This window comes from Microbacterium sp. USTB-Y, assembly GCF_023703415.1.
GTDB lineage: Bacteria > Actinomycetota > Actinomycetes > Actinomycetales > Microbacteriaceae > Microbacterium.
In genome coordinates this window covers 394,812-408,976 of record NZ_JAGMTU010000005.1, presented here as the reverse complement: position 1 = coordinate 408,976, position 14,165 = coordinate 394,812, and the positions used below count along the sequence as shown (strand labels likewise).

At 73.3% G+C, this 14,165-nt stretch carries 12 protein-coding genes; 8 read left to right on the top strand and 4 right to left on the bottom strand.

All coding sequences use genetic code 11. From position 1 onward, the window contains the following. The first annotated feature begins 142 nt into the window (after positions 1–142). The 5 genes from J8G10_RS14730 (at position 143) to J8G10_RS14710 (ending at position 5,419) form a co-directional block, all read left to right on the top strand. Positions 143–1,366: an OmpA family protein gene (locus J8G10_RS14730; protein ID WP_251446448.1), complete on the top strand. Its 1,224-nt coding sequence runs from the start codon at positions 143–145 to the stop codon at positions 1,364–1,366. A 31-nt stretch (positions 1,367–1,397) separates the two neighbouring features. Next, the gene (locus J8G10_RS14725; RefSeq protein ID WP_251446445.1) at positions 1,398–1,919 is read left to right on the top strand and encodes a DUF3060 domain-containing protein; all 522 of its coding nucleotides are present in this window, start codon (positions 1,398–1,400) and stop codon (positions 1,917–1,919) included. A gap of 1 nt (position 1,920) precedes the next feature. Continuing rightward, a complete protein-coding gene (locus tag J8G10_RS14720) occupies positions 1,921–2,637 on the top strand; it encodes a response regulator transcription factor (protein WP_251446442.1) in 717 nt (238 codons plus the stop codon). After that, positions 2,634–3,683: a sensor histidine kinase KdpD gene (locus J8G10_RS14715; protein WP_251446439.1), complete on the top strand. Its 1,050-nt coding sequence runs from the start codon at positions 2,634–2,636 to the stop codon at positions 3,681–3,683. Before J8G10_RS14720 ends, J8G10_RS14715 begins: the two co-directional genes overlap by 4 nt. A gap of 263 nt (positions 3,684–3,946) precedes the next feature. Beyond that, positions 3,947–5,419, top strand: coding sequence for a glycosyltransferase family 39 protein (locus tag J8G10_RS14710; RefSeq protein WP_251446435.1), 1,473 nt, complete (start codon positions 3,947–3,949; stop codon positions 5,417–5,419). Positions 5,420–5,544: 125 nt separating this feature from the next. Here J8G10_RS14710 and J8G10_RS14705 read toward each other — a convergent pair whose 3' ends face one another. Then, a complete protein-coding gene (locus J8G10_RS14705; protein ID WP_251446432.1) occupies positions 5,545–6,330 on the bottom strand; it encodes a helix-turn-helix transcriptional regulator in 786 nt (261 codons plus the stop codon). A gap of 168 nt (positions 6,331–6,498) precedes the next feature. Between J8G10_RS14705 and ilvD the strand changes: the two genes are divergently transcribed. Further along, positions 6,499–8,355: a dihydroxy-acid dehydratase gene (ilvD, locus tag J8G10_RS14700; RefSeq protein WP_251446429.1), complete on the top strand. Its 1,857-nt coding sequence runs from the start codon at positions 6,499–6,501 to the stop codon at positions 8,353–8,355. 88 nt (positions 8,356–8,443) lie between these two features. Here ilvD and J8G10_RS14695 read toward each other — a convergent pair whose 3' ends face one another. Next, the gene (locus J8G10_RS14695) at positions 8,444–9,253 is read right to left on the bottom strand and encodes an ABC transporter ATP-binding protein (RefSeq protein ID WP_251446425.1); all 810 of its coding nucleotides are present in this window, start codon (positions 9,251–9,253) and stop codon (positions 8,444–8,446) included. After that, complete coding sequence (locus J8G10_RS14690; protein WP_374208781.1) at positions 9,250–9,942, bottom strand: FadR/GntR family transcriptional regulator; 693 nt, start codon at positions 9,940–9,942, stop codon at positions 9,250–9,252. Before J8G10_RS14690 ends, J8G10_RS14695 begins: the two co-directional genes overlap by 4 nt. 166 nt (positions 9,943–10,108) lie before the next feature. Here J8G10_RS14690 and J8G10_RS14685 point away from each other — a divergent pair, with 166 nt between their 5' ends. Further along, positions 10,109–11,887, top strand: coding sequence for a 2-isopropylmalate synthase (locus J8G10_RS14685; protein ID WP_251446420.1), 1,779 nt, complete (start codon positions 10,109–10,111; stop codon positions 11,885–11,887). A 21-nt stretch (positions 11,888–11,908) separates the two neighbouring features. Here J8G10_RS14685 and J8G10_RS14680 read toward each other — a convergent pair whose 3' ends face one another. After that, the gene (locus J8G10_RS14680) at positions 11,909–12,601 is read right to left on the bottom strand and encodes a TetR/AcrR family transcriptional regulator (RefSeq protein ID WP_251446418.1); all 693 of its coding nucleotides are present in this window, start codon (positions 12,599–12,601) and stop codon (positions 11,909–11,911) included. Between the two features lie 67 nt (positions 12,602–12,668). Here J8G10_RS14680 and J8G10_RS14675 point away from each other — a divergent pair, with 67 nt between their 5' ends. Then, entirely contained in the window at positions 12,669–14,162 is a 1,494-nt protein-coding gene (locus J8G10_RS14675; protein ID WP_251446415.1) for an FAD-dependent monooxygenase, read from the top strand. The last annotated feature ends 3 nt before the right edge of the window (positions 14,163–14,165 follow it).

Sequence of the window (14,165 nt, the reverse complement as noted above, 5' to 3'; positions counted from 1 at the left end):
CCGGATCGGTCCCGGGAAGCCGGATCGGTCCCGGGGAGCTCGGATCGGATCCGGTGCGGAGGGGGATCCGATCGGCCCGGATGTCGCAGGATCGCGACAGCCCGGCGACGGGGCGGAGACACGGGCTCGATAGCCTCGTGTCATGAGCACCACGCAGCAGCGCGCGCCTCACCGGATCCGGCGCGGCGCCCTCACCACCGCCACCACGACCGCACTCGCCGTCCTCGTCCTCACCGGCTGCTCGCCCGCCGCGCCGAGCGCCGGGGCGAAGAAGACCCCGGCGTCGACCGCTCCCTCCGCGGCGGCCGCGGCGAAGCCCGCGGTGGCGACCGTGCCCGGCTACGACGTCGGCCAGTTCCCGCCGGTTCCGCTGTTCCGGCTGCCGGACCTGGGGCTCCTCTCCGGCTCGGCCGACGCCTTCGCGATCGAGGTGGACAAGAGCTTCGCCGACGTCCCCGGCGTCACCGTCTCCCCCGCGCGCTGCGACGACGGCGGGAAGGTCGTCTCCGGCGCCGGATCCGCGATGCTCTACGGCGACGGCTCCGGCAACTACACCGGCCCGGACGGCACCGTGCAGAACTTCGGCGACGGCTCCGGCGTCTCCACGATCAACGGCGTCACGATCGAGAACTTCGGCGACGGATCCGGGAACTACACCTCGGGATCGGTCCGGATCCAGAACTTCGGCGACGGCTCCGGCAACTACGCCGACGGCCGGATCTCCGTCGAGGTCTTCGGCGACGGATCCGGCAACTACACCGCCCCCGGGATCCGGATCCAGAACTTCGGCGACGGCTCCGGGAACTACGCGGCGGGCTCGGTGAGGATCGAGAACTTCGGCGACGGCTCCGGGAACTACGCGGCACCGGGACTCTCGATCCAGAACTACGGCGACGGCACCGCCAAAGTGAACGGCACCACGGTGAGGGCCGCGAAGCTGCCGGCCGTCGCGAGGCTCGGCAGCTTCCCGCCGATCGCGGCGCTCGCCCCCGTCGCCTCGTGCGGCACCACGATCACCTTCCAGGACGGCGTGCTGTTCGACTTCGACCGCGCCGACATCCGCGCCGACGCGGAGAAGACGATCTCCGCGGTCGCCCAGGTGCTCATCGCCCAGAAGGTCGCGAACGCCGAGATCTCGGGTCACACCGACGCGATCGGCGACGACGCGGACAACCAGGACCTCAGCGAGCGCCGCGCCCGTTCCGTGGTCGCGGCCCTCCAGCACGCCGGGGCGAAGACGGCGATGGATCCGGTCGGCTACGGCGAGACGCGCCCGGTGGCGCCCAACGAGATCGACGGACAGGACGACCCGGCCGGTCGCCAGCTGAACCGTCGCGTCGAGATCTTCATCCCCGCCGCGGTCTGACCCGCCCGCCCTCACGACGACCGGAGAAACCATGCCCCGCCTCCGCCGGATCCCGGCCCTCCTCTGCGGACTCGCCGCAGCCCTCGCCCTCGCCGGCTGCTCGGTCGGCCTCGTCGACGGGGCGAAGCCCACGTCATCCCCGCGGCCCGACAGCACCAGCCGCGCCGAGGTGCAGGGCGGCGCGGCCTCTCAGCCGCCGAGCCCCGCGCCCGTGACGGATCCCCCCGTGACGATGCCCGGAGGGCCGGACCGCGCCGCCGTGATCGCCGCCGCCACCCGCACCGTGCGATGCGACGGCGAGTACTCCCTCATGGACGATGCGCTGGTCGTGCGCGTCGAGGGAGCCTGCGACCGGATCATCGTCAACGCCTCCGGCTCGCAGCTGGTCGCCGACGACGTCGGGATCGTGGAGGTCATCGGCAACAGCAACGTCGTGCTCACCGGCGCCGTGCAGAAGGTGCTCGTGAACGGCGAGGCGAATGTCGTGCACTGGAGGGGCGCGACGCCGACCGTGAGCGACATCGGATCCACGAACACCCTGACGGCGGGCTGACATGGCCGAGGCCCGCCCCCGCATCCTGCTCGTCGACGACGACGAGGCCATCACCGGCGCCCTCGGGCCGTTCCTGGAGCGCAGCGGCTTCGACGTCGAGATCGCCGCGGACGGCGCACAGGGTCTCGCCGCGGTCGAGCGGCGCGCCCCCGATCTCGTCGTCTGCGACGTGCTCATGCCCCACCTCGACGGCCGCGAGTTCGTGCGGCGCATGCGCGGACGCCGGCTCTGGCTGCCGATCATCCTGCTCACCCAGGTGGGCGAATCCTGGGAGCGCAGCGCGGCCCTCGACGAGGGCGCAGACGACTATCTCAACAAGCCCTTCGACCCCCACGAACTCATCTCGCGCATCCGCGCGGTGCTGCGCCGCACCGCGGCCGGCGGCCCCTCGCTCGCGGCGGCCGCACGGCTGCGCGCGCACGGCCTCGTGCTGGATCGCACCGCGCGGCGGGCGTGGCTCGACGACGCCGAGCTCACGCTCACCCCGAAGGCGATGACCCTGCTGGAGTACCTGATGCTGCACCCCGACGAGGTGCACACCCGCGACCGCCTGCTGGAGACGCTCTGGGGCTTCGACTTCGCGACGTCCAGCCGGGCGGTCGACCACCGCGTCTCGGAGCTGCGCCGCGTGCTCGGCGACGACGCCGCCGCGCCCCGGTTCGTGGAGACCGTGCAGAGCTTCGGCTACCGCTTCGCGGCGCCCGTGGGTGCGGCATGAGCGGGCGGACCGACGCGACGGGGGCGACCGGGATCCCCGAGCCCGGCGGACCGGCGGACCGGCGGACCCTGCCGGCGCCGACCGGGACGGCGGCGACCGGGACGGCGCGTCCGCCCCGGGGGCCCCGGCCCCGCGCCCTCTGGTGGATCCTCGGCGCCGTGCCCGCCGTGCTCGGCACGACGATCGCGGCGCTGCTGCTCGCGACCGGCGAGACGCGTCAGGTGCAGGTGAGGATCGCGCTGCCCGCCGTGGCGGCCGGCGCGGGGATCCTGCTCAGCGTGATCGCGCTGGGAGTCCTGGCCGCTCTCGCCGCGCAGGCCCGGAGCCGCACCAGGGCGCAGGCCGCGCACGCCGAGGCCGCGGCGCGCGGCGCCCAGCAGGAGCGGGAGAACCACGCGCGCTTCCTCGCCCGGCTCGACCACGAGCTGAAGAACCCCCTCACCGCCATCCTGGCGACCTCCGCGGCGGCCCAGAACGACGCGGGCAGCACCGCATCCTGGCCGCTCGTGGACGCGCAGGCCGCGAAGCTCGGCGGCCTGGTGCGCGATCTGCGCAAGCTCGCCGACCTCGAGTCGCGGCCGCTGGAGCGCGAAACCCTCGATCTGGAGCAGCTCCTGGTCGAGGCGATCTCCGCGCTCGCGCAGCAGGATCCCGCCGCCGGCGCGCGCATGGCCCTGACCGTCACCCGCGTGCCCTGGCCGGTGCCGCCGATCTCTGCCGATCCGGATCTGCTGGCCCTCGCCGTCGACAACGTGCTCGGCAACGCGGCGAAGTACGCGGATGCCGGCCCGATCGAGGTGCGCCTGCGCGAAGAGGCCGGTCAGGCCGTGATCGAGGTGGCCGACACCGGCCGCGGCATCCCCGGCGCCGATCTGCCGCACGTGTTCGACGAGCTCGCCAGGGCGCAGAACGCCCGCGATGTCGCCGGCTCGGGCATCGGGCTGAGTCTCGTCTCGGCGATCCTGCGCCGGCATGGCGGGACCGTGGCACTGCGCTCCGCCGAGGGCTCCGGCACCGTGGTGACGCTGCGATTGCCGCTGGTCTGACGCTGCCCCTGCCCGCTGGTCTGACGCTGCCACTGCCGCTGGTCTGACGCCGTGCCGAAGACTCCGCCTCGGGGGGCCGTGCGCAATTCAGGCTGTCTTCAGGCCCGGGCAGCAGGTCGTCGCGGAAACATGCGGCGGTGATCGGCACCGACGGTCGTCCAGCCTGAATTGTGCGCACGGCGCCGACCAGCCGCCGTCTGCACGGCGCCGACCCCTCTCCGTCTGCACGGCCGGTGCACAGGCCCAGGCGGAAGGATCGGGCTGTGCGGACCTGGAGCGACCGTGCGCGGTCGCGCCGCGCCGCCCTGATCGCCGGCCTGATCGGTGCGTGCGCCGGAGTCCTCGGATCCTGGATCCCGTCGTTCTGGGGCGATGAGGCGGCCAGCGTCATGTCGGCCTCGCGCACCTGGCCCGAGCTCTGGCGAATGCTGCAGCACGTCGACGGCGTGCACGGGGTCTATTACGCGTTCCTGCACGGATGGATCGGCCTGTTCGGCGCGGGCGAGTTCTCAGTGCGGCTGCCGAGCGCGCTCGCGGCCGGGCTGCTCGCCGCCGGCACCGCGGTGCTCGCCGGCCGGTGGTGCGGTCCCCGGCTCGCCCTCGCCGCGGGCCTGCTCGCCGCGCTGCTGCCGCGCACGGCGGTCATGGCGGCCGAGGCCCGCTCCTACGCGATCGGATCCGCGATCGCGGTGTGGCTGACGGTGCTGCTGGTGACCCTGCTGGAGAACCGCGGCCGGCGATGGGCGTGGGCGGGCTACGCCGTGGGGGCGGCCGCGGCGGTCTACGTCTTCCTCTACCTCGCGCTGCTGCTGCCGGTGCACGGGGTGTACGTGCTCCTCGCCCACCGCGGGCGCATCCGGATGTGGGCCGGCTGGGCCGTCGCGGCGGTCGCGCTGGCGACGCCGATCGTGCTCCTCGCCGTGTCGGAGCGCAACCAGATCGGCTTCCTCGCGCATCGCGACTACGCGACGGCCGAGAACGTCCTCGCCGTGCAGTGGTTCGATCCGGTGACCGTCTGGCCGTGCGCGGCGCTCATCGCGATCGGTGCGGCGGCGGTGCTCCGAGCCCGCCGGCGCGACCCCGGGGCCGCGCGGCTGGCGCTGCTCGCCGGGATCTGGCTCGTGCTGCCGACCGCCGTGATCCTGCTCGCGAGCGCGACGGTCGCCCCGATGTACACGGTGCGGTATCTGTCGTTCTGCACGCCGGCCGCGGCGGTGCTGGTCGCCCTCGGCGTGCGGGCGGTCGCGCATGCGGTGCGGAGGATGGCGCCCGCCGGGGCGACCACGGTCGGCGCCGGCCTGCTGGCGGTGATGCTCGCCGCCTTCGTGCCGAATCTCGTCGTGCTGCGCGGTCCGTATGCGAAGGACGGCAGCGACTGGCGCGACGCGGCCGCGTATCTGCACGGCGCCGCCCGCCCCGGCGACAGCGTCGTGTACGACGACCGGCCGAAGGACTCCGAGCAGCCGCGCCTCATCGCCGCCGTCTACCCGGCGGACGTCGCCCGGCTGCGGGATCCCGCTCGGATCGCGTCGTTCCGCACGCAGCCGGGCCTGTGGGACCGCACCCGGCCGAACGACGCCCTCACGGCCGCAGACCTCACCCCGGACGTGTGGGCGGTCGAGCGCGGGTCGGATCCCGAGCGGTCCCCCGATGTGCGGCACCTGGAGTCGCTCGGCTATCGGATCTCCTCGCTGCATCGGATCCATGTCACGACCGTGCTGCGGCTGCAGCGCTGAGCGGAACCGCCGTTCCCGCGGGCACCGCGTTTCGTCTCGGTCGGCTACGCCGTCCTCGCTCAACGCCCCCGAAGGGTGTCCGGGTCTGCTCCCGTCGCGATCGTCGTCGCTGCCGAGCCCGCGGATCAGACGGGCACGTACATGACGACCGAGAGGCCGGGCGCGTCGGAGGGCACCAGGCTGTGGTGCTCGAAGACGCGCCGGCCGTCCTTCGGGTGCTGGAACACGCGCTGCCGCGAGGTGAAGCGCTCGACCGCGTGCTCGGCCCACTGGATCCGGAAGTCCTCGCTCCCCTCGAGCAGCCGCTCGATGAGCGCCCGATGCCGATCCGAGCTCAGCCGCACTCCGGACTCCGCGCGGAACTCGGCGAGGAACCGCCGGCTCTCCTGGTCCCACTCGGGCAGCATCCGACGCAGCCGCGGGTCGGTGTAGATGAGCCAGAGCAGGTTGCGATCGCCGGGATCCACGACGGCGATCGGCTCGTACAGGCGCGCATACGGGGCGTTCCACCCCAGGATCGCCCAGTCGCTCGCGACGACGAAGGCCGGGAAGTCCAGCGCGTCGACGAGCCGCTGCAGGTGCTCCGGGATCCGCTCCGCCTCCTCGGCCGCGCCGTCCTCCTCGGGGCCGGCGAGCCGCACCACGTAGTCGATCTCGGCCGGGCTCAGCTGCAGCACGCGCGCGACCGCGCCGAGCACCTGGCGGGAGACGCCGATGTCGCGCCCCTGCTCGAGCCAGGTGAACCAGCTCGCGCTCACTCCGGCGAGCGCCGCCACCTCCTCCCGGCTGAGACCCGTGTCCCCGCGGCGGGCGGCCTGCGGCAGGCCCAGGGCGGAGCGGCTCGCCGCGCGGCGCCGCGAGGCGAGGAACTCCCCCAGCTGCTCGCGCCGAGGCGTGCGCGGGCGGATCATGAGCGCCGCCGCCGTCCGAGGGCAGCCGCCCGGTCGGATCCCCTCGGTTCCGGATCCCCTGCGCTCTTCGCGTGACGGCTCATGCGAAAACAGTACTCCGAGTACTAGTACAAGCCCTCCTCGCCCGGGGGCTCGGCAGATCCGTGCGGCGGGTCCACAATGGTCACCATGGTCGCTTATCGCTCTCGCACGGTCACCCACGGACGCAACATGGCCGGCGCCCGCGCCCTCTTCCGCGCCGCCGGCGTGAACGGCGCGGACCTCGGTCGCAAGCCCATCATCGCCGTCGCGAACTCCTTCACCGAGTTCGTCCCCGGCCACACGCACCTCGCACCGGTCGGGCGCATCGTCTCCGAGGCCATCTCCGAAGCCGGCGGGATCCCGCGCGAGTTCAACACGATCGCCGTCGACGACGGCATCGCGATGGGCCACGGCGGCATGCTCTACTCGCTCCCGTCGCGCGACCTCATCGCCGACTCGGTCGAGTACATGGTCAACGCGCACTGCGCCGACGCCCTCGTCTGCATCTCGAACTGCGACAAGATCACCCCGGGCATGCTGCTCGCGGCCCTCCGCCTGAACATCCCGACGGTCTTCGTCTCCGGGGGCCCGATGGAGGCCGGCCGCGCGACGCTCGTCGACGGCACCGTCCGCTCCCTCGACCTCGTCGACGCGATCAGCGACGCGGTGAACGAGAAGATCTCGGACGCCGACATCCTGCGCATCGAGGAGTCGGCCTGCCCGACCTGCGGATCCTGCTCCGGCATGTTCACCGCGAACTCGATGAACTGCCTCACCGAGGCGATCGGGCTCTCCCTGCCCGGCAACGGCTCGGTGCTCGCCACGCACACGGCCCGCCGCGCACTGTACGAGAAGGCCGGCTCGCTCGTGGTCGACATCGCCAAGCGCTACTACGACGGCGACGACGAGAGCGTCCTGCCGAAGAGCATCGCCACGCACGCCGCGTTCGGCAACGCGATGGCGCTCGACATCGCGATGGGCGGATCGACCAACACGATCCTGCACCTGCTCGCCGCCGCGCATGAGGCGGGCGTCGACTTCGGCCTCGCCGAGATCGACGCGATCTCGCGCCGCGTGCCCTGCCTCGCGAAGGTCGCCCCGAACTCCGCCGGCAGCCGCACCTATTACATGGAGGACGTGCACCGCGCCGGAGGCATCCCCGCCCTCCTCGGCGAGCTGCGCCGCGGCGGACTCCTCGACGACCAGGTGCACACGGTGCACGCCGCGACGCTCGGCGAGTGGCTGGACGAATGGGACATCCGCGGCGGCTCGGCCTCGGCCGAGTCGCAGGACCTGTGGCACGCCGCACCGGGCGGCCGACGCTCGTCGACCGCGTTCTCGCAGTCCGAGCGCTGGGCCTCGCTCGACACCGACGCCGAGGGCGGCTGCATCCGCGACGTCGCGCACGCCTACTCCAAGGACGGCGGCCTCGGCGTGCTGCACGGCAACATCGCCGAGAACGGCGCGGTCGTGAAGACCGCGGGCGTGGACGAGTCGATCTGGACCTTCTCCGGCCCCGCCGTCGTCTGCGAGTCGCAGGACGAGGCGGTCGAGAAGATCCTCAACAAGCAGGTGAAGGAGGGCGACGTCGTCGTCATCCGCTACGAGGGCCCCAAGGGCGGCCCCGGCATGCAGGAGATGCTCTACCCGACGTCGTTCCTCAAGGGCCGCGGACTCGGCAAGGCCTGCGCGCTGATCACCGACGGGCGCTTCTCCGGCGGCACCTCGGGCCTGTCCATCGGGCACGTCTCGCCCGAGGCCGCCGCGGGCGGCATGATCGCGCTCGTCGAGGACGGCGACATCATCTCGATCGACATCCCCACCCGAAAGCTCGAGCTCGACGTGCCGTGGGAGGTGCTGGAGCGCCGCCGCGAGCAGCTCGAGGCGAACGGCGGCTACCGCCCCAAGAACCGCGTCCGCGAGGTGAGCCCCGCGCTGCGCGCCTACGCGCACTTCGCCCAGTCGGCGGACAAGGGCGCGATCCGCATCGTCCCCGAGCTCTGAGCCGGCCCCGGTCTCTCCGAGTCGTCCCCGCCAGCGGCGCCCAGAGGGTGCGCTGACGGGGACGACGCGGTTTCCGCGCCAGGGCAGGTCAGGCGGGGACCGCCGCCCCTCGGGAGCGGCGGGTCCTCGCCGACCAGCGCGCGCCGGTCCGGGTGACCTCGATCGGATGCGCGAACGCGCGGGAGATCGTCTCGGTCGTGACCGCGCTCTCGACCGGCCCCTGCGCGGCGATCTCGCCCTGGGAGATCACGAGCGCGTGCGAGGTGGTCTCCGGCAGATCCTCCAGGTGGTGCGTGACGAGGATCGACGCGAGCTGCGGATCCCGGTGCGCGAGCGCGTCGATCGTCTCCAGCAGCTGCTCCCGGGCAGCCACGTCGAGTCCGGTCATCGGCTCGTCGAGCAGGAGCAGCCGTGGCCGGCACGCGAGCGCCCGTGCGATGAGCGCCCGGCCGCGCTCCCCCTGCGAGAGCGTCGGCCACAGCGCCTCGCGCCGGTGCGAGAGCCCGACGTCGGCGATGAGCTCGTGGGCGAGGGCGGTCTGCGCAGGCTCCGGCGACCAGCGCATCGGGGTCTCGATCGTGCCGGTGAGCCCGGTCAGCACGACCTCGGTCACGGTCAGCGGCGAGCGCAGCGGGTGCCGCGGATCGACGTGCCCGATCAGCCGGCGCAGCTCCTGCAGGTCGACGCGCCCGATCCGGTGGCCGAGGACCTCGGCGGTGCCGCTCGACGGATGCGTCCGGGCCCCGCAGATCCCGAGGATCGTGCTCTTGCCCGCGCCGTTCGGCCCCAGCAGCGCCCAGTGCTCCCCCGCGCGCACGGTGAGGCCGATCTCGTGAAGGATGTCCTTCCCCTCGCGACGGAGCGTCACGGCGTCCAGGCGCACGACCTCGGCGCTCACCGCAGGCCGTCCTTGAGCGAGGCGAGGTGCTTCCGGCTGAGCCCCGCGGCGAGCGCGGCGTCCCCGGCGCGGATCGCGTCGGCGAGGCGCTCGTGGGCCGCATGGTCCTCGACGCCGCCGAAGGCCGTGCGGATCCGCAGCATCGCGACCATCGTCTGCCGCAGCCGCGGGGTGAACCCGTCGAACAACTCGGTGAGGATCGGGTTCGCCGCCGCGACGACGATCGCCCGATGGAAGGCGAGGTCGGCGTCGACGTGCTCGTCGAGATCCGCGCGGCGCTGCTCCCGGACCTTCAGGGCGCGCCGGATCGCCCGCAGATCGGTCGCGGTGCGCCGCTCCGCGGCGAGGGCCGCCGCCTCGCTCTCGATCGCGGTCCGCGCCTCGATCACGCTCACGATGTCGGCGCGCTGCAGCACCGCATCCCAGTCGTCGCGCGCGTCGAGCGCCGCGACGAAGACTCCGGCGCCCTGCCGTGCGGCGAGAACCCCTCGCCCGGAGAGCTGCCGGATCGCCTCGCGCACGGTCGAGCGTCCCACGCCGAGCTGCGCCGCGAGCGTCGTCTCCCCCGGCAGTCGCGCCCCCAGAGCCCACTCCTCGGCGCGGATCCGGCCGAGGAGCACCTCTGCCGCCTGATCGGCCATCGAAGTGCGCTGCACGGCACCGCTCCCCGGCGCATGGGCTCCCGACATCTCAACTCCTCAACTTGTCTGAGGAGTTAACGCTACACTGCCTGCATGCTCCTGCGCACAGCGCTTCTTCTTCTCCGCCACGACGGGGTCTGACCGGACCGGCGCCCCCGTCGTGGCTGATGCGCCGCGCCGGTCGCCGAAACCGCAGTCGAAGGAACCGACAACCATGAGCAGCACCGCCTTCCCCGGCATCTCCACGCCGGCCGGCCCCCTCCCCGCCGACGCCCCCGCGTGGAATCGTCAGCGGCATTCGCAGATGCCCTCCCACCGCTACACCGACCCCTACGACCGCGTCGAGGTCCCGCTCGCCGACGCCGAGCGCCGATGGCCGTCACGACGTCTCACCGCCGCACCGCTCTGGGTCCCCGTCGACCTCCGCGACGGCAATCAGGCGCTCGCGGAGCCGATGGATCCGGCCCGTAAACGACGTCTCTTCGACCTCATGGTCGCGATGGGCTACAAGGAGATCGAGGTCGGCTACCCCTCCGCCTCGCAGACCGACTTCGACTTCGTCCGCCTCATCGCCGAGCACGACGTCGCCCCGGACGACGTCACGATCGTCGTGTTCACCGCCGCCCGGCGCGACCTCATCGCCCGCACGGTCGAGGCGATCCGCGGCATCCGCAACCCGGTCGTGATCCACCTCTACACCGCGACGGCCCCGAGCTGGCGGGAGACGGTGCTCGGACGGGACCGGGATGCGCTGCGGGCCCTGATCCTCGAAGCCGGGCGCGACGCGCTCGATCTCGCCGGGGACCTGCCGCACGTGCGCTTCGAGTTCTCCCCCGAGGTGTTCATGCTCACCGAGCCCGACTATGCGCTCGAGATCTGCGACGCCATGACGGCCCTCTGGGATGCGACGCCGGAGCGGCCGGTGATCCTGAACCTGCCGGCGACGGTCGAGATCGCGACCCCCAACGTCTACGCGGATCAGATCGAGTACATGCACCGCCACCTCGCCCGTCGCGACGGCGTCATCCTGTCGGTGCATCCGCACAACGACCGCGGCACCGGCGTCGCGTGCGCGGAGCTCGGGGTGCTCGCCGGGGCGCAGCGCGTCGAGGGCTGCCTGTTCGGCAACGGCGAGCGCACGGGCAATGTCGACCTCGTCACCCTCGCGCTGAACCTGCACGCCCAGGGCATCGACCCGATGATCGACTTCTCCGACATCGACGAGATCCGGCGCACGGTCGAGCACAGCAACCGCATCGAGGTGCATCCCCGCCATCCCTACGTCGGCGACCTCGTGCACACGGCGTTCAGCGGCACGCATCAGGACGCCATCCGCAAGGGGTTCGCGGAGCACCGGGCGCGCGCTGCGCGGGAGGGACGCTCCGAGCGCGAGATCGCCTGGCGCGTCCCCTACCTCCCCGTCGACCCGGCCGACCTCGGCCGTTCCTACGACGCGGTGATCCGGGTCAACTCGCAGTCGGGCAAGGGCGGCATCGCCTACCTGCTCGAGACGGAGTTCGGGATCCGGCTCCCGCGCCGGCTGCAGCTCGACCTGGCGGGCCACGTGCAGCGCCGCGCCGACGAGAGCGGCCTGGAACTCGGCGCCGAGGAGCTCCGGCGGATCTTCGAGGACGCCTACCTCTCGCCCCGGGATGACGCGCGGGTCGTGCTGGCTGCGGCGCAGATCGAGGCGGCGGAGCCGCAGCCGCGCACCGCGCTCCGGCTGCGGGTGGACGGGGTGGAGCACGCGGCCGTGCATCCGGGCGTCGGCCCCGTCGAGGCGCTGACCGCGGAGCTCGCGGCGCACGGCATGCCCATCGAGGTCCTCGACCTGCAGCAGACGAGCCTGGGCGCGGGGACCGACGCCGAGGCGCTGACGCTCATCGAGTACCGCGGCGCGCGGGGAACGGGCTGGACCGCCGGCAGGGATCGCTCCGTGCTGACCGCGACCCTCAGAGCCGTCGTGGCCGCGGCGAACGTCGCGGCCGGCTGAGCGCGGCGCCGCGGATCCGTCTCACCGGGGACGGACGGGATCCGCGGCGCTCCCGCTCGCGGCGCCGAGCCCGTCACGGAGCGCCGCGAACGCGCGAACGCGCACCTCGGCGCGGCCCGCGCGGATCGCCGGAGAGGTCGCCCCGCGGGCGACCTGCTCATAGGGCCACCAGTCCACGAGGTGCACCGCCTCGGCGAGCATCCACGCGACGACGGCGCCCTCCGCTTCGGGGAGCGCTTCCGGCAGCGCCGCGTCGATCGCGTCCCTGACGTCGAGGTACTGTGCGTGGAACCGCAGGGTGAGGGCCCTGCTGCCGAGCACGAGGGCGGCGAAGCCCCGCCACGCATCGGGATCGGCCGTCGCGAGTGCACGCGCGGTGCCGCCGGTCCGCTCGCGCTCGACGCAGTACCCCTCGATCGCGTCCACCGCCTCCAGGACCGACGAGACGCCGGCGATGACCCCGGCGACTCGACGCACATCGCCGTCGAACTCGTCGAAGACCAGGTCCTCCTTGAGCGGGAAGTGATTGGTCACCGTCATCTTCGAGACTCCTGCGGCGTCCGCGATCTCGGCGATCGACACCCCGTCGAAGCCGCGCTCGGCGAAGAGCATCATCGCGGCGCCGGAGATGCGCTCGCGGCGACGCTGCTTGGCGCTCATTCCGCCCTCGTCCGCAGCGCGGCGCGGATCCGGCACTTCCGGGGTTGACGTCATGCGGCCAGTCTAGCAATATTGGGTTCGACCTAGTTTTATGTTCAACCTAATCAAGAGGAGCGGGACCATGTGGATGGACGGAATGAACGACGCGATCGTCGTCGGAGGCGGACCGGTGGGCCTCATGCTCGCCCTCGAGCTCTCCCTCGCCGGCGCGGATCCGCTGGTGCTGGAGCGCTTCGAGACGGTCGATCCCACCATCAAGGCCGGGTCCCTCAACGCCCGGGCGGCCGACGCGCTGCGGCGTCGCGGCGTCGCCTTCGCCGGGGACGACCCCCGGGCGACGGCCCCCCTCGGCCCGCGCAGCCCGCGCCTTCCGGGCGCGCCGCAGCCGGAGCCCGCGCCGTTCACCCCGCCGCGCTTCGCGGGGCATGTGGCCGGGATGACCCTGCGGCCCGACCTGGTGCGCTGGGACGAGCTCGGCCGCAGCTCCGACTCGGCCCTCGTGGCCCAGCAGCAGGTGCAGGCCGTGCTGCGCGAGCGGCTCGTGGAACGCGGCGTGGAGGTGCGCCAGGGCGTGACCGTGACGGGGGTGACCCCGCACGCCGACCACGTCGTCGTGCACAGCGACGCCGGCGACCTCGAGGCACTATGGGTCGTCGGCGCCGACGGGGGCCGCAGCACGGTGCGCAAGAGCGCGGGCTTCGGCTTCCCGGGGCTGGACGGCGTCATGACCGGGTATCAGGCCCTGGTCGCCGGCGACGGCCTCGATGACGTCCCGCTCGGCTGGCACCTCACGCCGACAGGGGTGTTCCGGCGCATGCCGAACAACCTGATCCTCACGGCGGAGTTCGACGGGGCGCCGGCCGATCGCACGGCAGAGATCACCGCCGCGGAGCTCACGCGGGCGATCCGCGCCGTCACCGGCGTCGACGTCACGGTCACCGCGGTGCTCAGCGCGACCCGGTTCACGGACAACACACGCGCGGCCGATCACTACCGCCGGGGGCGCGTCCTGCTCGCCGGCGACGCCGCGCACGTGCACCCGCCGTTCGGCGGCCAGGGCCTCTCCCTGGGCATGCTCGACGCCACGGCCCTGGGGTGGCGTCTGGGCGGGGTGATCGCCGGCCGCCTGCCGGAGCGCGTCCTCGAGGACTACGAGCACGAGCGCCGCCCGGAGGCCGAGCGCATCCTGGACTGGAGCCGCGCGCAGGTCGCCGTGATGCGCACGGACGAGCGCTCCCGCGCCGCGGGCCGGCTGGTGCGCCGCCTGATCGACACCCCCGACGGCGCGACCGAGATGGTGCGCGTGCTCTCCGGCGAGCTGGTCGGATACGGCGTCCCGGGCGAGCTCGCCGGCTCGTTCGCGGCCGACTGGGCGGGCGCACCCGGGGAGACCGGCTCGTACTTCGACGCCGCGGCCGACGGCGCCTTCGTGCTCGCGCATCGACCCGATGCCGCCGCGCCCGCATCCGCGGCTCGGGACGGGGTGCGGGTGTTCGCGACCGCCGACGCACCGGCCTCGCTCGCGCTGGTGCGCCCGGACGGGGTCATCGCGTGGGCGGGCGACGACGGCGCGGGACTCGCCGACGCCCTCACGGGCTTCCTCCCGGAACGGTAGCCC